Below are 20,539 nucleotides of genomic sequence, written 5' to 3' on the forward strand. Positions count from 1 at the left end.
CCGGCTACGCCGGCGTTTTTTATGGGCGCAAGTTAAGAGAGTATGCTTTGAACTATCAGATGATCACCACCGACGATGGCCTGCGCGCTGTCTGCGAAGCGGCAAGCGCGGCCTCCGCCGTCGCTCTGGATACGGAATTTGTCCGCACCCGCACCTATTACCCGCAGCTGGGCCTGCTGCAGCTGTTCGACGGCCAGCAGGTCTCTCTGATCGATCCCTTGACGATTAACGACTGGGCGCCGATGCGCGACCTGCTGCTCAACCAGGATGTGACTAAATACCTGCATGCCGGCAGCGAAGATTTAGAAGTCTTCCTTAATGCATTTAACCTGATGCCGCAGCCGCTGATTGACACCCAGATCCTGGCGGCCTTCTGCGGCCGCCCAATGTCCTGGGGCTTCGCCTCGATGGTGGAAGAGTATTCCGGGGTAGCGCTGGATAAAAGCGAATCCCGCACCGACTGGCTGGCGCGCCCGCTGACTGAGCGTCAGTGTGAATATGCCGCGGCCGACGTCTGGTATCTGCTGCCGATCGCCAGCCAGTTAATGGCGGAGACCGATCGCGCTGGCTGGCTGCCGGCGGCGCTCGACGAGTGCCGCGTGATGCAGCAGCGTCGTCAGGAGGTGGTCGACCCGGCCGAGGCCTGGCGCGATATCGGCAACGCCTGGCAGCTGCGTACCCGCCAGCTGGGTTGTCTGCAGCTGTTGGCGGAGTGGCGCCTGCGCAAAGCGCGCGAGCGCGACCTGGCGGTAAACTTTGTGGTGCGGGAAGAGCATCTGTGGAGCGTGGCGCGCTATATGCCCACCAGCCTGGGCGAGCTCGACAGCCTCGGGTTGTCCGGTAGCGAAATTCGCTTCCACGGCAAAACGCTGATTAGCCTGGTCGAAAAAGCGCAGGCGCTGCCGGAGTCGGCCCTGCCAGCGCCGCTGCAGAACCTGATCGACATGCCGGGCTACCGCAAAGTCTTTAAAGATATTAAAGCGCTGGTGCAGGAAGTGAGCACGGAGATGGGCGTAAGCGCGGAGCTGCTGGCGTCGCGTCGGCAGATCAACCAGCTGCTGAACTGGCACTGGCAGCTGAAAACGCAAGCCGGTGAACCTGAGCTGATTTCCGGTTGGCGCGGGGAGCTGATGGCCGAGCGGCTGAAGAGGCTGTTAAACGACTATCCGCGCTAGTTCGCGGCCAGGTTCAGACCATTAAAAAACCGGCGGCGCGTGGCGTAGCCGGTTTTTTTTCGCGATAGCGCGACAGGTCAGGATTTCGACTCTTCCGTTTCGGGTAGGGTCACGTTCAGCTCAAGAATGGATATATCCCCGTCCCGCTGCTCCAGCTGCACGCTGACCATCTCCGGGTCGATCTGTACGTATTTACAGATCACTTCCAGGATATCTTTGCGTAACTGCGGCAGGTAATGCGGCTCCGCGTCTCCGCGGCGGCGCTCGGCGACGATGATTTGCAGGCGTTCTTTCGCAATATTAGCCGTGTTCTTTTTTCGCGAGAGAAAAAAGTCGAGTAAAGCCATAATTTATCCTCCGAACAGGCGTTTGAGGAATCCTTTCTTCTCTTCTTCAATGAAGCGGAAAGGGCGTTCTTCTCCGAGCAGACGTTCAACGGTATCGGCATAGGCTTTGCCTGCGTCCGAGGCGGCATCGAGGATCACCGGCTCACCCTGGTTGGATGCGCGCAGGACTGACTGGTCTTCCGGGATCACGCCTACCAGGTTGATGCGCAGAATTTCCAGCACGTCTTCCATGCTCAGCATATCGCCTTTATTAACGCGGCCTGGATTGTAGCGGGTCAGCAGCAGATGCTCTTTGATTGGCTCTTCGCCATTTTCCGCGCGGCGGGATTTAGAGGCGAGAATGCCAAGGATACGGTCGGAGTCGCGAACGGAGGAGACTTCCGGGTTAGTGGTGATGATGGCTTCATCAGCAAAGTAAAGCGCCATCAGCGCACCGGTTTCAATGCCTGCCGGGGAATCACAGACGATGAAATCGAATTCCATTTTCTTCAGTTCTTCGAGAACCTTGTCGACGCCTTCGCGAGTCAGAGCGTCTTTATCCCGGGTCTGGGAAGCCGGGAGAATGTAGAGATTTTCCGTGCGCTTATCTTTAATCAGCGCCTGGTTCAGTGTGGCATCGCCCTGAATGACGTTGACGAAATCATAAACGACGCGACGTTCGCAGCCCATAATCAGGTCGAGGTTACGCAGGCCGATGTCGAAGTCGATAACGACGGTTTTCTTTCCCTTCTGGGCCAAACCTGTAGCGATGGCCGCGCTGGAGGTGGTCTTGCCAACGCCCCCTTTACCCGAAGTCACAACAATAATGCGTGCCATAGAAATTCCTTGTTAAAAAGGGATTAATTTAACGGTTGAATTGCCAAAGCGCTTTCACCTAAACGCAGGCGCGCCGCTTTGCCATAAAATTCGGCCGGGATGTTATCGCTCAGCCAATATTCCCCGGCGATGGAGACCAGCTCCGCCGCAAGGTGGGTACAAAATATCTGGGCGTCTCTGTCGCCACCGGCGCCTGCCAGCGCGCGTCCTCGCATCATGCCATATACATGGATATTTCCGTCAGCGATAAGTTCCGCACCGGCACTCACATGATTTGTAACAATAAGATCACAGTGTGGCGCATAAATGCGCTGACCGGAACGTACCGGCTGATCAATCAAACGCGTTTTTGTGATCTGACTAGCAACTGGCGGCGGCGGGGTGGGGTCGGACGGTGCCGGACGAGAGGCTTTTTCTTTCCCTTCGGTTAATAACGGGATGCCGGCGCGGTCGATTTCGGTTTTCAGGCGCGGAATTTTGCATCCGCTAACGCCCATAATACGTAAACCGGTCGCGGCGATAGCCTCGTTGATGGCGCGCCATTCCACCTCCTCCTCGATGCTGGCGATATTCACCACCACCGGAGCATGACGTAAAAAAGCGGGAGCCTGGGCGATTTTGTCTTCTAACGCCTGACGAATAACCTCGGGATTTGCATCGTGCAAATGAACGACAGATAACGTGAAGCTACTGCCTTTAAGTTCGATTGGCGTATTTGACATCCTGGCCTTACTCAATTTGCTGTTTATCAACCGCCGAAGTGCGGTGATATTCCGAAGACTAAAAGGCATGTTATAGTCACTCATATATTGAGGCAAGTGACCACGGGTCTAATTCCGAGTAAAACTATGTTTTGTGTGATCTATCGAAGTACTAAACGTGAACAAACCTATTTATACGTCGAAAAAAAGGACGATTTCTCGCGCGTTCCTGACGAGCTAATGCGCAGCTTTGGCACGCCGCAAATGGCGATGCTGCTGCCGCTGGATGGGCGCAAAAAACTGGTTAACGCCGATCTGGAAAAAGTGAAACAGGCGTTAAGCGAACAGGGCTATTACCTGCAACTGCCTCCGCCGTCTGAAAATCTACTAAAGAAACACCTGGCGGAACAGGGGAAACAATCCGATTAACCCACGAGGGAAAATAATGTACCAACATCATAACTGGCAGGGTGCGCTTCTGGATTATCCAGTAAGCAAAGTAGTGTGCGTCGGCAGTAATTATGCGAAACACATCAAGGAAATGGGCAGTGTGACGCCGGAAGAGCCGGTGCTGTTTATTAAACCTGAGACTGCGCTGTGCGATCTTCGTCAGCCGTTGGTGCTTCCTGAGGGGCTGGGCTCGGTGCATCACGAAGTCGAGCTGGCGGTGCTTATCGGCAGCACGCTGCGTCAGGCGACGGAAGAGCATGTGCTGAAAGGGATTGCCGGCTATGGCGTCGCGCTGGATCTCACGCTGCGCGACCTGCAGGCGAAAATGAAAAAAGCGGGACAACCCTGGGAGAAGGCCAAAGGCTTCGATAACGCCTGTCCGATCTCCGGCTTTATCCCGGCCGCTGAGTTCCACGGCGACCCGCAGAATACGTCGTTAAGTCTGAAGATTAATGGCGAAGTGCGCCAGCAGGGCACCACTGCCGACATGATCCATAGGATTGTGCCGCTGATCGCCTATATGTCGCGCTTCTTTACCCTCAAAGCCGGGGATGTGATCCTCACCGGCACCCCGGAAGGCGTGGGGCCGCTGCACAGCGGTGACGAGCTGGAGGTCGGCTTCAACGGCCTGGCGCTCACTACCCGCGTGCTGTAAGCGCTATTTGCCGCCTTTTGGGGCGGCAAAACTTGCATCGGCGTGCCAGACTGGTTATAAGGTGCACCCTTAACTGGCAACGACGGACACTCCGATGAGCGAACAACCTTTCTGGCAACAAAAAACACTGGATGACATGAGCGACGCGGAGTGGGAATCGCTGTGTGACGGCTGCGGCCAGTGCTGCCTGCACAAGCTGATGGATGAAGACACTGACGAGATCTACTTCACCAACGTCGCCTGTCGTCAGCTCAATATCAAAACCTGCCAGTGTCGTAACTACGCGCGTCGCTTTGAGTATGAGCCGGACTGCATCAAGCTTACCCGCGAAAATCTGCCGACCTTCGAATGGCTGCCGCCGACCTGTGCCTATCGCCTGCTGGCGGAAGGCAAGCCTCTGCCGGCCTGGCACCCGCTGCTGACTGGCTCAAAAGCGGCGATGCACGGCGAACGCATCTCCGTTCGCCATATTGCGGTGCCTGAGTCCACGGTGGTCGACTGGCAGGACCATATCCTTAATCTGCCTGACAGGGCGCGCTAAGCGCCGTCACGCTTTCTTCGCGTGGAACAGCCCGTTTTCACCGTCGGTTTCTTCCGCCACCCAGAAGTGAATATTGAAGCGGGCGTCGTCACTGAGTTCGACGCGGTGCCAGTACTGCGGCGGACTGGTAGCAAACTGCCCGGCATGAATCACGACTTTTTTCTCCGGCTCCGTCGCTTGTTCATTGGCAAAACCGTAATAGGTGACCGTGCCCTCCATGACGCACAGCTGACCGAAGACGCCAGCCGCGGTGTTGTGGTGGCTCAGCAGGGCGGCAGGGACATTCTCTTTGGTAAAGAATGGGGTGGAGCGTTTAACTTTCCAGTCTGCGGGGATCAGTAAAGATGACATGTGAGCTCCTGTGGGGTTTTAAAAGATGTATTTAATATGCGCCTTTTGGTGGCTGTGGTCAACCATAGACATGAAACGATTCAGCTATGCGCAGGAGGCATAAAAAAAACGCCCCGCAGGGCGTTTCATTGTGGGCTGGACTTGCCGCGGCTTAACGACCAAACAGATCGCGTTTTTTCGCTTTGAAAGGCTGAGCAACGATCACCAGAATAGCGACCAGCAGATAGGCGGCGAAAATCCCCACCAGCCATTGCGGCATCTCCAGCGACAGGAACTGCCACTGACGTACTGAACAGTCTCCGGACGCAACGAAAACCTGCGGCAGCCATTTATCCAGCGGCAGCCAGGTTGGGAAGCGGGCGGCGAAATCGCAGGTCTGGAACGGTGAAGGGTGCAGCTGGATCATCGTATGCTCCCACGCCAGCTGTAGTCCGCGTATCGCGCTGTACAACCAGATTGCCATGGCGACATAGCGCAGCGGCGTTTTGGGGGCGATAGCGCCCACCAGTCCCGCGCCCATGATGCCGAACAGCGCGCAGCGTTCGTAAATACACATGACACACGGCTGCAGCAGCATCACGTGCTGGAACCACAGCGCGACAAGTTCGAGAATAAAAGCGGTCAACGCCATCAGGAGCCAGGCACCGCGTCCTCTTGAGCACTGGTTTAAATATTGCAACATAATCATTTCCCTGGAAGATGCTAAATCATGGCAGTGTAAACGAAAACCGAACCGACGCCAGAGGCGCGGCGGAAAATATTCCGTAACGGGTTATTGATGCGCCCGGGCGAACCCGGGCAAAAACTGACTCAGGGCAGGCTGGGCGTCACCAGCCAGCCGTGCGCCAGCAGCCAGTCGGTGACTGGCATCAGGGTGAACTCGACGCATAACAGGCCGACCAGCGTCAGTACGATGGTGTAGGGCAGCGCCATCCACACCATACGGCCATAGGAGAGCCTAATAAGCGGCGCCAGGGCGGAAGTCAGCAGGAAGAGAAACGCCGCCTGGCCGTTCGGGGTGGCCACCGAGGGCAGGTTGGTGCCGGTGTTGATCGCTACCGCCAGCATCTCAAACTGGGGCAGGCTGATGGCGCCATGTTCGAGCGCCGCTTTCGCTTCGTTGATGTAGACCGTGCCGACAAACACGTTATCCGAAATGGACGACAGCAGGCCGTTGAACAGATAAAACAGCGACAGCTGCGCGTGCGGCGAGGCCTGCAGGACAAACTCGATCACCGGCGTGAACAGCTGCTGATCGATGATAACCGCGACGATGGAGAAGAAGACCGTCAGCAGCGCGGTAAAGGGCAGCGCCTCGGTGAACGCCTTGCCAATGGCGTGCTCATCGGTAACGCCGGTAAAGGTGGTGGCGAGGATGATCACCGACAGGCCAATCAGGCCGACCTCAGCCAGGTGAAAAGCCAGGGCCACGATCAGCCAAACGCCAATGAGCGCCTGGGCAATCAGCCGCAGTCGCTCCTGACGGCTGCGCTGGGCGCGGCTGCGATCGTCAAACTCCTGCAGCACCTTGCGCACCGTCGGCGGTAGCGGTTCGCCGTAGCCAAACAGGCGATACTTTTCGACCAGCAGACAGGTTAACAGACCGCAGACCATCACCGGCAGGGTCACGGGCGCCATGCGAAGAAAGAACTCGCCAAAATGCCAGCCCGCGGCTTTGGCGATAATCAAGTTTTGCGGCTCGCCGACCATGGTCATGACGCCGCCGAGCGCGGTCCCGACGCCGGCGTGCATCATCAGGCTGCGCAGAAAGCCGCGGAACTGCTCCAGCACCTCACGGTAGTGCTGCTCGATATGGCTGTCATCGAGCAGGTCGCTATCGTCCGGGCGCGCCGAGGCGACGCGGTGATAGATGCCGTAGAACCCGACGGCGACGCTGATCACTACCGCCACCACCGTCAGCGCATCGAGAAAGGCCGAGAGGAACGCGGCCGCCAGGCAGAACGCCAGCGATAGCAGCATTTTGCTGCGGATCCCCAGCAGCAGGCGCGTAAACACGAACAGCAAAAGCTGTTTCATAAAGTAGATACCCGCCACCATGAACATCAGCAGGAGCAGCACCTCCAGATTGCCGGCGATCTCGTCCCGGACGTGCGCCGGGCTGGTCATGCCGATCAGCAGCGCCTCGATAGCCAGCAGACCACCCGGCAGCAGCGGATAGCACTTCAGCGCCATGGCGAGGGTAAAGATAAACTCGACCACCAGCAGCCAGCCGGCGACAAACGGCGCCACGGCGAACACCAGCGGATTTACGATTAAGAAAATGATTAATGCCAGCTTGTACCAGTCCGGCGACTGGCCAAGAAAATTGCGCCACAGCGCGCGGCCATAAGAAATTTCCACGACAGAATCCTTCCCCGTCAATGAGTGCATGGTTTTGTGCATAACGATTGGCAAGAGTACCAGTTGAGCAAAATGAGAAGCAACTTTCTTCGCGCCGTGCTGGCGGTTTGTGAAGATAAGGAAAAGCGCAAAGTAAAAGCGGAAAATGAAACGGCGATCCCTTTTTAATTCACTTGCCATGCTATCTGCGCTATAGCGGCTCTGGTATGATGAGTGCAATTGTAACGCTGTGTAATGGAAATCTTACTATGGTCATTAAGGCGCAGAGCCCTGCGGGTTTCGCGGAAGAGTACATCATTGAGAGTATCTGGAATAACCGCTTCCCTCCCGGATCGATTCTCCCCGCTGAACGCGAGCTTTCTGAGCTGATCGGTGTCACCCGCACAACCCTGCGCGAAGTATTGCAGCGTCTGGCCCGTGACGGCTGGCTGACCATTCAGCATGGTAAGCCCACTAAAGTGAATAACTTTTGGGAAACCTCAGGCCTGAATATCCTCGAAACGCTGGCGCGCCTCGATCACGACAGCGTACCGCAGTTGATTGATAATCTGCTCTCCGTGCGCACCAACATTTCCACGATTTTTATCCGCACCGCGTTTCGCCAGCATCCGGATAAAGCGCTGGCGGTCCTGGACAGCGCCCGGGAGGTGGAGGATCACGCCGACGCCTTCGCCGAGCTTGATTATAATATTTTCCGTGGTCTGGCGTTTGCCTCCGGCAACCCGATCTACGGTCTGATCCTCAACGGCATGAAGGGGTTGTATACCCGCATCGGCCGCCACTATTTCTCCAGCCCGGAAGCGCGCAGCCTGGCGCTCGGTTTCTATCATCAGCTGGCGAAAGTGTGTGAGGCTGGCCTGCATGACCAGGTTTACGAGCTGGTTCGTCGCTACGGCCATGACAGCGGCGAGATCTGGCACCGGATGCAGAAATCGCTGCCCGGTGATTTAGCCATGAATATGCGTTAAGCGGGCTTTTCGCGATCGATATACAGAACAAGGGGGCCAATGGCCCCCTTTGTTATTTTACTCGCCCCGCAATGCTATAGCGCGTTCGGCCGCGCCGGGCAGCGGTCCAACAGCTCAATGCTGCCGTCGGCGTTCTGCTGCTCCAGCAGCACATCGAACCCCCACAGACGATGCACATGCTTCAGCACTTCGCGCCGGCCTTTGTCCAGCGGGACGCGGTTGTGCGGCACATAGCGCAAGGTCAGCGATCGGTCGCCGCGCAGGTCAACGTTCCACACCTGGATGTTCGGCTCAAGATTGCTGAGGTTATACTGCGCGGAGAGCTTATTGCGGATCTCGCGATAACCCTCTTCGTTGTGAATCGCCGAGATCTCCAGATAATTGTTGTGATCGTCGTCGAGCACGGTAAAGAAGCGGAAATCGCGCATGATCTTCGGCGACAGGAACTGACTGATAAAGCTTTCATCCTTAAAGTCGCGCATGGCGAAATGCAGCGTTTCCAGCCAGTCAGAACCGGCGATATCGGGGAACCAGTACTTATCCTCTTCCGTGGGCGACTGACAGATGCGCTTGATGTCCTGGAACATGGCGAAGCCCAGCGCGTAGGGGTTAATCCCGCTGTACCACGGACTGTTGTACGGCGGCTGGAACACCACGTTGGTATGGCTGTGGAGAAACTCCAGCATAAAGCGCTCAGTCACTTTCCCTTCATCGTAGAGATGGTTGAGGATGGTGTAGTGCCAGAAGGTGGCCCACCCCTCGTTCATCACCTGGGTCTGTTTCTGCGGGTAGAAATACTGGCTGACTTTACGCACGATGCGCAGGATCTCGCGCTGCCACGGTTCGAGCAGCGGGGCGTTCTTCTCCATAAAGTACAGCAGGTTCTCCTGCGGTTCGGAAGGGTAGCGACGAGCGGATTCAATCGCTTTTTCCTCTTCGCGCTTCGGCAGGGTGCGCCACAGCATATTCACCTGGCTTTGCAGATACTCTTCCCGGCTTTTCTGCCGCGCTTTCTCCTCCTGCAGAGAGATTTTTTGCGGACGTTTATAGCGGTCGACGCCGTAGTTCATCAGCGCGTGGCAGGAGTCGAGCAGTTTCTCTACTTCGTCGACGCCATAGCGCTCTTCGCACTCGGTGATGTACTTACGGGCAAAGATCAGATAGTCGATGATCGAGCTGGCGTCGGTCCAGCTGCGAAACAGATAGTTATTTTTAAAAAACGAGTTATGCCCGTAGCAGGCATGGGCCATCACCAGCGCCTGCATGGTGATGGTGTTTTCCTCCATCAGGTAGGCGATACAGGGGTTGGAGTTGATGACTATCTCATACGCCAGACCCTGCTGACCGTGCTTATAGGCCTGCTCGGTCTCAATAAATTTTTTGCCAAACGACCAGTGCGGATAGTTGATGGGCATGCCGACGCTGGAGTAGGCGTCCATCATCTGCTCGGAAGTAATGACTTCGATCTGGTGCGGGTAGGTGTCAAGACGATAGAGCTTGGCGACCCGGTCCACTTCGGCCAGGTAGGTTTCCAGTAACTCGAACGTCCAGTCGGGTCCATCGCTTAAACGGGTGGTGTCCCTGTTCATGGAGTCAATCGTAGCCATTAGCGCGCCCTCGTTGTTGTTGGTTTTCTCTGAACGGAAAACCTCTAAACAAGCATAGAACACGGTGCAGCAAACTGTGCTGTACGCCAATCGCTTTTCTTCGCGATTTCCCCATCTCAAAGCCGTTTTTTTGCCTTGTTTGCAGAATTTAATGCTGGGTAAAAATAAAGCGCAGCATGAGATCGTAAATCTCACAGCGTAGGGCTGGTGCGGTTTGCTGTGAGTTAAGTCACCATAAATAAAGCGTATGTTGAATAATATTTTCAACTGAGTTATCAATTTGTAATTAGATGATTGTTCTTTAACTGTTACGGAGTCGCTATGCGTGTCGTCATACTGGGAAGTGGGGTGGTTGGGGTAGCCAGCGCGTGGTATTTGAGTCAGGCGGGTCATGACGTGACGGTCATCGACCGTCAGCCCGGTCCGGCAGAGGAGACCAGCGCGGCCAACGCCGGGCAGATTTCTCCCGGCTATGCGGCGCCCTGGGCGGCGCCGGGGGTGCCGCTGAAGGCGATCAAATGGATGTTTCAGCGCCATGCGCCGCTGGCGATCGGTCTTGACGGCACCTCGTTCCAGTTGAAGTGGATGTGGCAGATGCTGCGCAACTGCGACACCCGCCACTATATGGAGAACAAAGGCCGTATGGTGCGCCTGGCGGAGTACAGCCGCGACTGCCTGAAGGCGCTGCGCGACACCACCGGCATTCAGTATGAAGGGCGCCAGGGCGGGACGCTGCAGCTGTTCCGTACCGCCAAACAGTATGAAAATGCCACCCGCGACATCGCGGTGCTGGAGGACGCCGGCGTGCCGTATCAGCTGCTGGAAGCGAAGCGGTTGGCGGAGGTGGAGCCGGCGCTGGCGGAGGTCAGCCACAAACTGACCGGCGGCCTGCGTCTGCCAAATGATGAAACCGGCGACTGCCAGCTGTTTACCACCCGTTTGGCGGCGATGGCGGAACAGGCCGGCGTGACCTTCCGCTTCAACACCGCAGTGGATGCGCTGCTGCACGAGGGCGATCGCATTGCCGGGGTGAAATGCGGCGATGAGATTATCAAGGGCGACGCCTATGTGATGGCCTTCGGCTCCTACTCGACGGCGATGCTTAAAGGGCTGGTGGATATACCGGTCTACCCGCTGAAAGGCTACTCATTGACTATTCCGATCGCTCAGGAGGACGGCGCGCCGGTTTCAACTATCCTTGATGAGACTTACAAAATCGCCATCACCCGCTTCGATCAGCGCATTCGGGTCGGCGGCATGGCGGAGATCGTCGGTTTTAACAAAGCGCTGCTGCAGCCGCGTCGCGAAACCCTGGAGATGGTGGTGCGCGATCTGTTCCCGCGCGGCGGCCACGTGGAGCAGGCGACGTTCTGGACGGGCCTGCGGCCGATGACGCCGGACGGCACGCCGGTGGTCGGCCGCACAGCGTATAAAAATCTGTGGCTCAACACCGGCCACGGCACGCTTGGCTGGACCATGGCCTGCGGCTCCGGGCAGCTTATCAGCGATCTGATCTCCGGCCGCACGCCGGCGATCCCTTACGACGATCTGGCGGTTGCCCGCTACAGCCCCGGTTTTACCCCGGCGCGCCCGCAGCACCTGCACGGCGCACACAACTAAGGAGCTTGCATGACCCGTCCGGTAGTGGCCAGCATCGACCTGCTGGCCTTGCGGCAGAATTTACAGATAGTGCGTCGCGCGGCCCCCGGGTCGCGCCTGTGGGCGGTGGTCAAGGCCAACGCCTACGGCCACGGCGTGGCGCGCGTATGGAGTGCGTTAAGCGCGGCGGATGGTTTCGCCTTGCTCAACCTGGAAGAGGCGATCCTGCTGCGGGAGCAGGGCTGGAAAGGCCCGATCCTGCTGCTGGAGGGCTTCTTCCATGCCGATGAGCTGGCGGTGCTGGATCAATATCGTTTAACCACCAGCGTCCACAGCAACTGGCAGATTAAGGCCCTGCAACAGGCGAAGCTGCGCGCGCCGCTGGATATCTATCTCAAGGTGAACAGCGGCATGAACCGGCTGGGCTTTATGCCTGAGCGGGTCCACACCGTCTGGCAGCAGCTGCGGGCGATAAGCAACGTCGGCGAGATGACGCTGATGTCGCACTTCGCGGAGGCGGAGAACCCGCAGGGAATTGTCGAGCCGATGCGCCGTATCGAACAGGCGGCGGAGGGGCTGGATTGCCCGCGCTCGCTGGCCAACTCGGCGGCGACCCTCTGGCATCCGGAAGCGCATTTTGACTGGGTTCGTCCAGGCATCGTGCTGTATGGCGCGTCGCCTTCCGGGCAGTGGCAGGACATCGCCAACACCGGGCTGAAGCCGGTGATGACGCTGCGCAGCGAGATCATCGGCGTGCAGAACCTGCGTCCCGGCGAGGCGATTGGCTATGGCGGCCTGTACCGCACCACCCAGGAGCAGCGGATCGGCATCGTCGCCTGCGGCTATGCCGACGGCTACCCGCGGGTGGCGCCGAGCGGCACGCCGGTGCTGGTGGATGGCGTACGTACCACTACCGTGGGACGCGTATCGATGGATATGCTGGCGGTCGATTTAACGCCTTGTCCGCAGGCCGGGATCGGCGCGCCGGTCGAGCTGTGGGGCAAAGAGATTAAAATCGACGACGTGGCGGCCAGCAGCGGCACCGTCGGCTATGAGCTGATGTGCGCCCTGGCGCCGCGGGTGCCAGTTGTGACCCTGTAACCTATTCCGGGGCGGATCACTCCGCCTCGTCTTCCGCGACCCGCACCCCAACCTTCAGCACGTGATCGTTCTCTTTTTCAGCTACCGTCCACACCATCCCGGCGAACTCCACCTGGTCGCCCACCACCGGCGCGGCGCCCAGCAGCTGCTGCACCACTTCCCCGAGCGACTGCTGATGCTCGCGGAACTCCTCACCGCCGTCGAGACCGTAGATTTGCGCCACATCGGCGAAGCGGGCCTCAGCATCAAGAATGAAGTCGCCGAAAAAGCGCTGATCGAGCGCCACCGGCGGCGACTGGCTGAACATTTTGCCGAGCGCCGGCAGGTCGTGCTCCCGACCAATAACGCACAGGATATCGCCTTCCCGCAGGCGGGTGCTGCCGGTGGGGTGCAGCAGGACATTGTTGCGAAACAGCGCGGCAATCCGCGTCTCCGGTGGCATGTGCAAGTCGCGCAGCGCCGCGCCGATGCACCACTTATCGGCCCCCAGCTGGTAGACAAACTGCTCCCACGGGTTTTCCGGGTGAATATCCAGCCCGACGCGGGAGATGGGCCAGCTGATGGGCGGCACCACCACTTTGGCTTTTTTCGCCGCCCACGACAGCGAAGTGCCCTGCAGCAGCAGCGATACCAGCACCACAAAGAAGGCGACATTGAAGAACAGGCGGGCGTTGTCCAGGCCGGCCATCATCGGGAACACCGCGAGAATAATGGGCACCGCGCCGCGCAGGCCAACCCAGCTGATAAACACCCGTTCGCGCAGGTTAAAGCCGCGAAACGGCAGCAGGCCGGCAAACACCGACAGGGGCCGGGCAATGAATATCATCCACATCGACAGCAGCAGCGCCGGGATAGCGATCGGCAGCAGGTCGGAGGGCGTCACCAGCAGGCCCAGCACCAGGAACATGGCGATCTGCGCCAGCCACGCCAGGCCGTCGAAGTTCTGCAGGATGCCGTGCCGGTTGCGGATCGGCCGGTTGCCCAGCAGAAAGCCGCAGAGATAGACGGCGAGGATACCGCTACCGTCGAGGGAGGTGGTGACGGCAAAAATCATGATCCCGCCGCTCAGCGCCAGCAGCGGATAGAGGCCGGCAGGCAGCACGATGCGGTTAATCATCTGCAGCAGCAGGTAGCCGCCGCCGAGGCCGATGGCGATCCCGAGGCCGAACTGCTGAATGATATGCACGGCGAACATCCAGCTGAGGCCGGTTTGGTGCTGCTGGATCATTTCGATCAGGGTGATGGTCAGGAAGACCGCCATCGGGTCGTTACTGCCTGACTCTATCTCCAGCGTCGAGCCGACGCGCTCGTTGAGCCCCTTGCCGCCGAGCAGCGAGAAGACCGCCGCGGCGTCGGTGGAGCCGACAATGGCGCCGATCAGCAGGCCTTCGATCAGATCCAGCTTGAACAACCAGGCCGCCATCATCCCGGTCAGCGCCGAGGTGATCAGCACCCCAACCGTCGCCAGCGACAGCGCGGGCCACAGCGCGACGCGAAAGGAGCTGGCCTGGGTGCGCATCCCGCCGTCCAGTAGGATCACCGCCAGCGCCAGGTTACTCACCATATAGGCGAAGGGGTAATTGTCGAAGGGGATGCCGCCGATGCCGTCAATGCCTGCCAGCATCCCGATGGCCAGAAAGATGACCAGAATCGGGATGCCAAGGCGCGAAGAAAAGGAGCTCAATAAGATACTGCAGGTTACTAAAACAGAACCCAGAATAAACAGACTAATGACCGCAGCGGCGTCCAATGTTCACGTACTCCCTGACTGGCGTGAAAAAATGGCTAAAAGTGACACTATTTTAACAATTCGCAGGGGATCCGCCTATGCGTTCGGGAAATTTATTCTGTCAGCACCGGATGGCCGCCGATCGTCAGGGTGGTGGCCGCCGCCTGATTCACCAGGCGCGCGCGGGCGCCCAGCGGCAGGGTCACCGTGCGCTGCTCGTGGCCAAACTCCAGTCCGCTAATCAGCGGCAGGGATAGCTGCTGGCGCAGATAATCAAAGACCTGCGGCAAATCGTATCCCGCGTCATAGTCGTTCGGCGCGCTGCCGGTGAAGCTGCCGAAGATCACCGCTTTCTGCGCCGCCAGCACGCCGCTGTGCAACAGCTGAAGCAGCATGCGCTCGACGCGGAACGGGTGCTCATTGATATCCTCCACCACCAGGATGCCGTCGCGGATCGCCGGCAGCCACGGCGTGCCGATAAGCGAGGTCAGCATCGCCAGATTTCCCCCCCACAGGGTGCCTTCCACCCGGCAGTTCGGCCCTTCGCCCGGCCATTCGAGGGTGAATTCCGGCTGGCGTAGCGCCTGCCAGAAATGGTGCTCGGTAAACGGGTCGAGTGTCTCCGCGCCGAAGTTGCCGGCGAGCATTGGCCCGCTGAAGGTGATGACGTTGCCCATGGCCAGCAGGCCCGACTGGATAGCGGTGAAATCGCTGTGGCCGCAAATCAGCAGCGGGTCGCGCTGCTGGCGGGCAACCAGTCCCTGCCAGTCGATATGCGGCAGCAGGCGACTGGCGCCGTAGCCGCCGCGCACGGCGAGGACGATCCGGTTGCGGCCGGGCAACTGGGCCAGCTGGTTAATATCGGCCAGCCGTTCATGTTCAGTCCCGGCGAAACGCTGCTGCCGGCGGGGAATGACCTGCTGGTGGGCCACCTCGTGTCCGGCCTGCTGCAGACGCTCGACGCCGCGGGCTGCCGCCTGCTGGTTGATGCAATACCCGGATGGCGCGACCAGATAAAACTGAGACATGATAATTCCTTGCTATGAATGAAAGGGTTATGATGCCGCCTGGAATGGCGATTGTCATCTCCAGGTGGCTAACTTCAGTCCGCACCCGTCATCCTTCAGGTTGTCGGCAGGCGGGAGACGTACCGCGGCCGTCGTTCTGTAGCATGATGGCGTTTGGGTAGATAAGGATAGATGTGTGAAATTGAGATGGTTGCTTATTTTAGTCGTTTTTCTGGCCGGTTGTAGTTCGAAACATGATTACACTAACCCGCCGTGGAACCCCGAGGTCCCGGTGAAGCGGGCGATGCAGTGGATGCCGATCAGTGAAAAAGCCGGCGCCGCCTGGGGCGTGGATCCGCAGCTGATCACGGCGATCATCGCCATCGAGTCGGGTGGTAATCCTGCGGTGGTGAGTAAATCCGGCGCCGTCGGGCTGATGCAGCTCAAGCCCTCGACCTCCGGACGCGATGTCTATCGGCGGATGGGGTGGCGCGGCGAGCCGTCGGTCAGTGAGCTGAAAAACCCGGAACGTAATATCTCGATGGGGGCCGCCTATCTGAGCATTCTGGAGAACGGTCCGCTGGCGGGGATCAAAGACCCGCAGGTGATGCGCTATGCGGTGGTGGTCTCCTATGCCAACGGCGCTGGCGCGCTGCTGCGTACCTTCTCCTCGAACCGCCAGGACGCCATCGAGGAGATTAACGATCTCGACGCCGATGAGTTCTTCGAACATGTGGTGAAAAAACACCCGGCACCGCAGGCGCCGCGCTATATCTGGAAACTACAGAAAGCGCTGGACGCCATGTAATCCCTCGTTTGGCCTCCGGTAGTCTCCCGGAGGCCACGTCCTCAGAAATCGTAGCCCACGGTGGCTATAACGCTGCGCTCTGCTCCCCAGTAACAGTTGCCGGTGCCATAGCAGCCGGAAATATACTCGCGGTCGCCGATATTGTTGGCGTTAACCTGCACATAAGCGCCTTTCAGCGTTGGCGACCAGACGCCGAGGTCGGCCCGCATCATGGCGTCCATCAGCGTGACCGACGGCAGCCGCGCGGTGTTGGCATCATCCGCCCACTGTTTACCGATGTAGCGGACGCCGGCGCCAACGGAGATCCCCGCCGGGAACTGATAGCGCGCCCAGAAGGAGGCCATCTGATCCGGGGTCAGCTGCGGCGTGTTATTGTCGGTCCCGTCTTTGGTGTCCTGGAAACGCAGACGATTCCAGGTATACGAGGCGATAGTACTCAGCTGCGGGGTGATCTGGTGGTGCGCTTCCAGCTCAACGCCCTGGGAATGGACCTTACCCGCCGGAATATAGGTGGCGGTGGCGATGTTCGGGTCGCGAGTGGCGACATCCTTTTGCGTCAGGTCGTAAACCGCGATGCTATAGAGATCGCTGCTGCCCGGCGGCTGGAACTTCAGGCCGGCTTCAACCTGTTCGGCGGTGGTCGGTTTCAACGGTTTGCCGTCCGCGCCCGGCAGCATCGCCGGGGTGATCGCCTGGCTGTAGCTCAGGTAGGGCGACAGACCGTTGTCCAGGGCGTACAACAGCGAGGCGCGGCCGCTGATATGGTCGTCTGAACGGCGGTTTGAGGTCCCCTGGGTATCGCTGACCTGCTGGGAAACGATGCGGTCGTAGCGGGCGGAAACATCCACATGCCAGCGGTTCCAGACCATCTCATCCTGCAGATACAGCCCGGTCTGGTAATAGCGGCGATTATTGTCGTCGCTGTAGGTAACGGTATGTCCGGTCTGCGCGGTATAGCCGCTAAACGGGTTAAGGGGCGCCGCGCCGCCGGCGCCGGTCCACAGGTCGTTACGGAAGCGATGATATTCGGCGCCGAGGATCAGGGTGTGCGCCAGGTCGCCTGTATTGAAATCGGCGCGCAGGCGGTTATCGGTTGACCAGCCGTCCAGCGAACCGCGCGAACCGCTGTAGCCGCGGGCCAGCATGTCGCTGTCATCTATCCAGCCAACCTGGTAGACCTGATCGAGGGAGACGTTGGTATGGGTGTAGCTCCCGGCGGAATAGACCGACCAGACGTCGGTGAACTGGTGGTCAAACTCATAGCTGTAGATCTGCTGGCGGCGCTGATAGCCATCTCCCGGATCGCCTTCGTTGGTGCTGGGGGAGAGCTTACGGCCATTGTGCGCGTAGCGGGTGCCGTCCAGCGGCAAAGAGCCGTGGTAGCCCCCGGAAGGATCTTTTTGCAGATAGGCGCGCAGCAGCAGCGAGGTGTCGCTGTCCGGCTGCCACAGCAGGGAAGGCGAAATCGCGTAGCGCTCTTCGCGGGTATGGTCATACTGCGTATCGCTGCTGCGGGTCATCCCGATCAGCCGCCATGCCCACTGGTCATTGATGGCGTCGGTGTAATCGAAGGCCGCGCCTTTGGTATTTTGCGTGCCGCCGGTCAGGCGGAAGTGGCCCTGCTGGCTGAACTGCGGACGTTTGGAAGTCAGGTTGACCACGCCGCCCGGCACGCTCTGCCCGTAGAGCGCAGAGGAGGGGCCGCGGATCACATCCACGCGTTCGATAAACCACGGGTCGATTTGCAGTACGTTATGGCTGCCGCCGTCGCTCATCAGGCGCATGCCGTCGAGGAACAGGTTATCGACGTCGCCGCCGTGGTAGCCGCGCAGGGAGATGGCGTCGAACCGGGTGGCGCCGCCGCCGAAGCTGGAGTAGACCCCCGGGGTATATTCCAGCGCCTGGCTGATGGTATTCGCCCCCTGATCCGCCATCTGCTGGCGGGTGACCACCGACACCGACTGGGCGGTAGTGATTAACGGCTGGTCGGTTTTCGTCGCCCCGAGCGAGGTGCTGGCGCTGTAGCCCTCCGTCGGCGCGCTGGCGGACGCCGGCGGGGTGGCAGTGACCACCACCGTCTCTTCGGCTTGCGCGGTGAAGGGGAGTGTGACCGCAAGGGCATACAGCAGCCCCGGGCGTTTTCGAGAAATAGCCACGTTCATAAGATCATCCTGAACCAACGCGGTCTGGTACTCCTGTACGCCGCCGCGTGAAAAACGAATCTGTCATTATTCGTTAAAAAGTAATGCGAATTATTATTGTTTGTATTTGTGCGATCAAGCGAAAAGGTGACCTGTTCAACGCGAGGGGGTGGGGAAGTGTTTCCCGCGAGCCGCAGAATGGGTCTGCGCGGGACGGTAGTGACCAGGGAGACCGCTTCCCCCCTACCGATTTTGGTAGGGGGCGGCGAAGCGTCAGGAGCCGGTCTTTTGCGGTTCCGCAGGGGCGGGGTCGTTAGCCGCGGGCGCCGCAACAGGTTTGTCCTGCGGTGAAGGGGTTGTCGCCGGACGGGTAGCGGGCAGCGCATCGCAGGGTTTCTCCTGCGGGCAGATCAGATCCAACATCTTCAGGGTGACGCCGTTGGTCCAGCCAAAGCCGTCCTGCAGCGGATATTCCCCGCCGCCGCCGCCGGTGCCGGTCGAGCTCACGTCATACTTCTCCACCAGCTTTTGCTTACTGTCATAGGTATGCTGCACGTTGGTCAGGAAGCGCCAGGTGACCTCCATGGCGATCTTCTGCTGACCATAGTTTTGCAGCCCCTCGACCGCCACCCACTGCAGCGGCGCCCAGCCGTTGGGAGCGTCCCACTGCTGGCCGCTGTTGACGGTGGTGGTGGTCAGCCCGCCGGGTTTAAGCAGGCGCGACTCGGCGGCGGCGGCCACTTTCGTCGCCCGCTCGCGTGACGCGGCATTGACGTACAGCGGGAACAGCGCCGCCGCGGTCAACTGATTGCGCACCTTGTGGCTTTTCAGATCGTAGTCGGCGTACCATCCCTCTTTATCATTCCACAGGTATTTCTCGATGGCCTGCTGGCGGGCGTTAGCCAGCGCATCGTACTGCGTAGCGCCAGCGCTGTCCCCGGATGCCTTGCTGGCGCGGGCGAGGGTTTTCTCCAGATGGAACATCAGGGCATTGAGATCGACCGGGACAATCGAGGTGGTGCGAATGGTGGCGAGCTGCTGCGGATTGTCCATCCAGCGGGAGCTGAAATCCCAGCCGGAGGCGGCGGCGGAGCGCAGGTCGCGATAGATCTCGGTTGCCGGACGATTCGGGTTGCTTTTGGCGGTTTTGACGTCGTCAAGCCAGGACTCGGGACGCGGGGTGTCGTTATCGTCCCAGTAGCGGTTGAGCAGCGCGCCGTCCGCCATCCGCACCGCCCGTTTGTCGGCGCTGCCGGGAGCCAGCGCGTCCGCTCCGGCCATCCAGTAGCGATACTCTTTCTCCAGCTGCGGCTGGTAGGTTTTCAGCACCTGGTCGCCATCGTGCGTCGCCAGCAGGCTCACCATAAAGGAGAAGAAGGGGGGCTGCGAACGGCTGAGATAATAGGTGCGGTTGCCGTTGGGGATATGGCCCCAGGCGTCAATTTCTGCGGCGAAGTTGGCGACCATATCCTCGACTTTATCCCAGTGACCGCTTTCGGCAAGACCCAGCATGGTGAAATAGCTGTCCCAGTAATAGACTTCGCGGAAACGTCCTCCGGGCACCACGTAGGGCTTAGGCAGCGGCAGCAGCGAGTCCCATTTTTCCACCTCGACGGTGCTGCGGGTCAGGACCGGCCACAGGCCATCGATATGTTGACGCAGAGTTTGCCCTTTGGGCGGCACATAGGTGTCGTTCTCTTTCGGCAGCGTGAAGTTCAGTTCGACGAAGTGGCGCAGGTCGAAGCTGGCCTGGTTTTTTTGCATCCGGTAATCGGCAAGGATCATCAGCGGATCGCTGTTCGGAATGGCGTCAGCGAACGTTTTCTGATCAGAAAACAGTTTCGCGCTTTGCACATCATTAAACAGCGGACCGAGCAGGATATCGGGTGATTGCGGGATTGGACGGGTTTCTTCAGCCTCAGCGGTCAGCGTCGCCAGGGCGATAAACGCACCCCCTAGCGCCAGACGAAGAGCATAAGGCAGGGTAGCGGGGCGACGGGAAAAGGGACTCGTCATGGATTGTTCTCCTTATCATTGCAGACTCATGTGCCACTGCATTTGGCCATCAGAAAACCATAGACGAATATCCGCCGCTGCGCGTGTCGAAGCTAACATTTTGCGCTAAAACAGAGAATTTACCGCTCACCGGTCGCTATCCAGGCGGCACAATTCTGCTCAGCCG

At 59.2% G+C, this 20,539-nt stretch carries 21 protein-coding genes; 10 read left to right on the forward strand and 11 right to left on the reverse strand.

Annotated elements, in window-relative coordinates:
* Positions 1–59 precede the first annotated feature (59 nt).
* Positions 60–1,175, forward strand: coding sequence for a ribonuclease D (gene rnd / locus AB1E37_RS09170; RefSeq protein WP_074192322.1), 1,116 nt, complete (start codon positions 60–62; stop codon positions 1,173–1,175).
* 77 nt (positions 1,176–1,252) lie between these two features.
* Here rnd and minE read toward each other — a convergent pair whose 3' ends face one another.
* The 3 genes from minE to minC are packed head-to-tail and all read right to left on the reverse strand — an operon-like array spanning position 1,253 to position 3,060.
* Positions 1,253–1,522, reverse strand: a complete 270-nt coding sequence (gene minE, locus AB1E37_RS09175) for a cell division topological specificity factor MinE (RefSeq protein WP_002910902.1) — start codon at positions 1,520–1,522, stop codon at positions 1,253–1,255.
* Positions 1,523–1,525: 3 nt separating this feature from the next.
* A complete protein-coding gene (gene minD / locus AB1E37_RS09180) occupies positions 1,526–2,338 on the reverse strand; it encodes a septum site-determining protein MinD (RefSeq protein ID WP_002910900.1) in 813 nt (270 codons plus the stop codon).
* Between the two features lie 23 nt (positions 2,339–2,361).
* The gene (gene minC, locus AB1E37_RS09185; RefSeq protein WP_004180423.1) at positions 2,362–3,060 is read right to left on the reverse strand and encodes a septum site-determining protein MinC; all 699 of its coding nucleotides are present in this window, start codon (positions 3,058–3,060) and stop codon (positions 2,362–2,364) included.
* A 126-nt stretch (positions 3,061–3,186) separates the two neighbouring features.
* Between minC and AB1E37_RS09190 the strand changes: the two genes are divergently transcribed.
* The 3 genes from AB1E37_RS09190 to AB1E37_RS09200 all read left to right on the forward strand — a co-directional run bounded on the left by AB1E37_RS09190 (position 3,187) and on the right by AB1E37_RS09200 (position 4,685).
* On the forward strand, positions 3,187–3,468 hold the full coding sequence (locus tag AB1E37_RS09190; protein ID WP_002910898.1) for a YcgL domain-containing protein: 282 nt from the start codon (positions 3,187–3,189) through the stop codon (positions 3,466–3,468).
* A gap of 16 nt (positions 3,469–3,484) precedes the next feature.
* Positions 3,485–4,144 carry a fumarylacetoacetate hydrolase family protein gene (locus AB1E37_RS09195; RefSeq protein ID WP_002910897.1) on the forward strand — a complete coding sequence of 220 codons (660 nt, stop codon included), beginning with the start codon at positions 3,485–3,487 and terminating at the stop codon, positions 4,142–4,144.
* Positions 4,145–4,238: 94 nt separating this feature from the next.
* Positions 4,239–4,685 (forward strand): YcgN family cysteine cluster protein, encoded by a 447-nt coding sequence (locus AB1E37_RS09200; RefSeq protein ID WP_002910896.1) that lies wholly within the window; start codon positions 4,239–4,241, stop codon positions 4,683–4,685.
* Between the two features lie 6 nt (positions 4,686–4,691).
* Here the strand turns inward: AB1E37_RS09200 and AB1E37_RS09205 are convergent, their stop codons facing one another.
* The 3 genes from AB1E37_RS09205 to nhaB all read right to left on the reverse strand — a co-directional run bounded on the left by AB1E37_RS09205 (position 4,692) and on the right by nhaB (position 7,397).
* Entirely contained in the window at positions 4,692–5,036 is a 345-nt protein-coding gene (locus tag AB1E37_RS09205) for a DUF1971 domain-containing protein (protein WP_002910895.1), read from the reverse strand.
* Between the two features lie 151 nt (positions 5,037–5,187).
* Positions 5,188–5,718, reverse strand: a complete 531-nt coding sequence (dsbB, locus tag AB1E37_RS09210; RefSeq protein ID WP_002910894.1) for a disulfide bond formation protein DsbB — start codon at positions 5,716–5,718, stop codon at positions 5,188–5,190.
* 128 nt (positions 5,719–5,846) lie between these two features.
* Positions 5,847–7,397, reverse strand: a complete 1,551-nt coding sequence (nhaB, locus tag AB1E37_RS09215; protein WP_004184648.1) for a sodium/proton antiporter NhaB — start codon at positions 7,395–7,397, stop codon at positions 5,847–5,849.
* A gap of 36 nt (positions 7,398–7,433) precedes the next feature.
* Between nhaB and AB1E37_RS09220 the strand changes: the two genes are divergently transcribed.
* Positions 7,434–7,565: a hypothetical protein gene (locus tag AB1E37_RS09220; protein ID WP_020480987.1), complete on the forward strand. Its 132-nt coding sequence runs from the start codon at positions 7,434–7,436 to the stop codon at positions 7,563–7,565.
* An 80-nt stretch (positions 7,566–7,645) separates the two neighbouring features.
* Positions 7,646–8,365 carry a fatty acid metabolism transcriptional regulator FadR gene (gene fadR / locus AB1E37_RS09225; RefSeq protein ID WP_002910890.1) on the forward strand — a complete coding sequence of 240 codons (720 nt, stop codon included), beginning with the start codon at positions 7,646–7,648 and terminating at the stop codon, positions 8,363–8,365.
* A gap of 74 nt (positions 8,366–8,439) precedes the next feature.
* Here the strand turns inward: fadR and AB1E37_RS09230 are convergent, their stop codons facing one another.
* The gene (locus AB1E37_RS09230; protein WP_002910889.1) at positions 8,440–9,972 is read right to left on the reverse strand and encodes a SpoVR family protein; all 1,533 of its coding nucleotides are present in this window, start codon (positions 9,970–9,972) and stop codon (positions 8,440–8,442) included.
* Between the two features lie 76 nt (positions 9,973–10,048).
* Between AB1E37_RS09230 and AB1E37_RS09235 the strand changes: the two genes are divergently transcribed.
* The 3 genes from AB1E37_RS09235 to dadX all read left to right on the forward strand — a co-directional run bounded on the left by AB1E37_RS09235 (position 10,049) and on the right by dadX (position 12,672).
* Entirely contained in the window at positions 10,049–10,174 is a 126-nt protein-coding gene (locus AB1E37_RS09235) for a hypothetical protein (RefSeq protein WP_032447980.1), read from the forward strand.
* Positions 10,175–10,293: 119 nt separating this feature from the next.
* Positions 10,294–11,592 (forward strand): D-amino acid dehydrogenase, encoded by a 1,299-nt coding sequence (locus tag AB1E37_RS09240; protein ID WP_004175465.1) that lies wholly within the window; start codon positions 10,294–10,296, stop codon positions 11,590–11,592.
* 9 nt (positions 11,593–11,601) lie between these two features.
* Entirely contained in the window at positions 11,602–12,672 is a 1,071-nt protein-coding gene (gene dadX / locus AB1E37_RS09245) for a catabolic alanine racemase DadX (protein WP_002910887.1), read from the forward strand.
* A 16-nt stretch (positions 12,673–12,688) separates the two neighbouring features.
* On the opposite strand, the gene AB1E37_RS09250 is transcribed toward dadX, so the two are convergent.
* Positions 12,689–14,422: a potassium/proton antiporter gene (locus AB1E37_RS09250; RefSeq protein ID WP_002910885.1), complete on the reverse strand. Its 1,734-nt coding sequence runs from the start codon at positions 14,420–14,422 to the stop codon at positions 12,689–12,691.
* A gap of 92 nt (positions 14,423–14,514) precedes the next feature.
* A complete protein-coding gene (gene ldcA / locus AB1E37_RS09255) occupies positions 14,515–15,429 on the reverse strand; it encodes a muramoyltetrapeptide carboxypeptidase (protein ID WP_002910883.1) in 915 nt (304 codons plus the stop codon).
* A gap of 175 nt (positions 15,430–15,604) precedes the next feature.
* On the opposite strand from ldcA, the gene emtA reads away from it, so the two are divergent.
* On the forward strand, positions 15,605–16,216 hold the full coding sequence (gene emtA / locus AB1E37_RS09260; protein WP_002910846.1) for a membrane-bound lytic murein transglycosylase EmtA: 612 nt from the start codon (positions 15,605–15,607) through the stop codon (positions 16,214–16,216).
* A gap of 41 nt (positions 16,217–16,257) precedes the next feature.
* Here the strand turns inward: emtA and AB1E37_RS09265 are convergent, their stop codons facing one another.
* Positions 16,258–18,378 (reverse strand): TonB-dependent siderophore receptor, encoded by a 2,121-nt coding sequence (locus AB1E37_RS09265; protein WP_032447679.1) that lies wholly within the window; start codon positions 18,376–18,378, stop codon positions 16,258–16,260.
* A gap of 252 nt (positions 18,379–18,630) precedes the next feature.
* Entirely contained in the window at positions 18,631–20,373 is a 1,743-nt protein-coding gene (locus AB1E37_RS09270; RefSeq protein ID WP_032447678.1) for an alpha,alpha-trehalase, read from the reverse strand.
* Between the last annotated feature and the right edge of the window lie 166 nt (positions 20,374–20,539).

The sequence above is a fragment of the Klebsiella sp. Shm-1 genome (genome assembly GCF_040804525.1).
Classification (GTDB): Bacteria; Pseudomonadota; Gammaproteobacteria; order Enterobacterales; family Enterobacteriaceae; genus Klebsiella; species Klebsiella pneumoniae.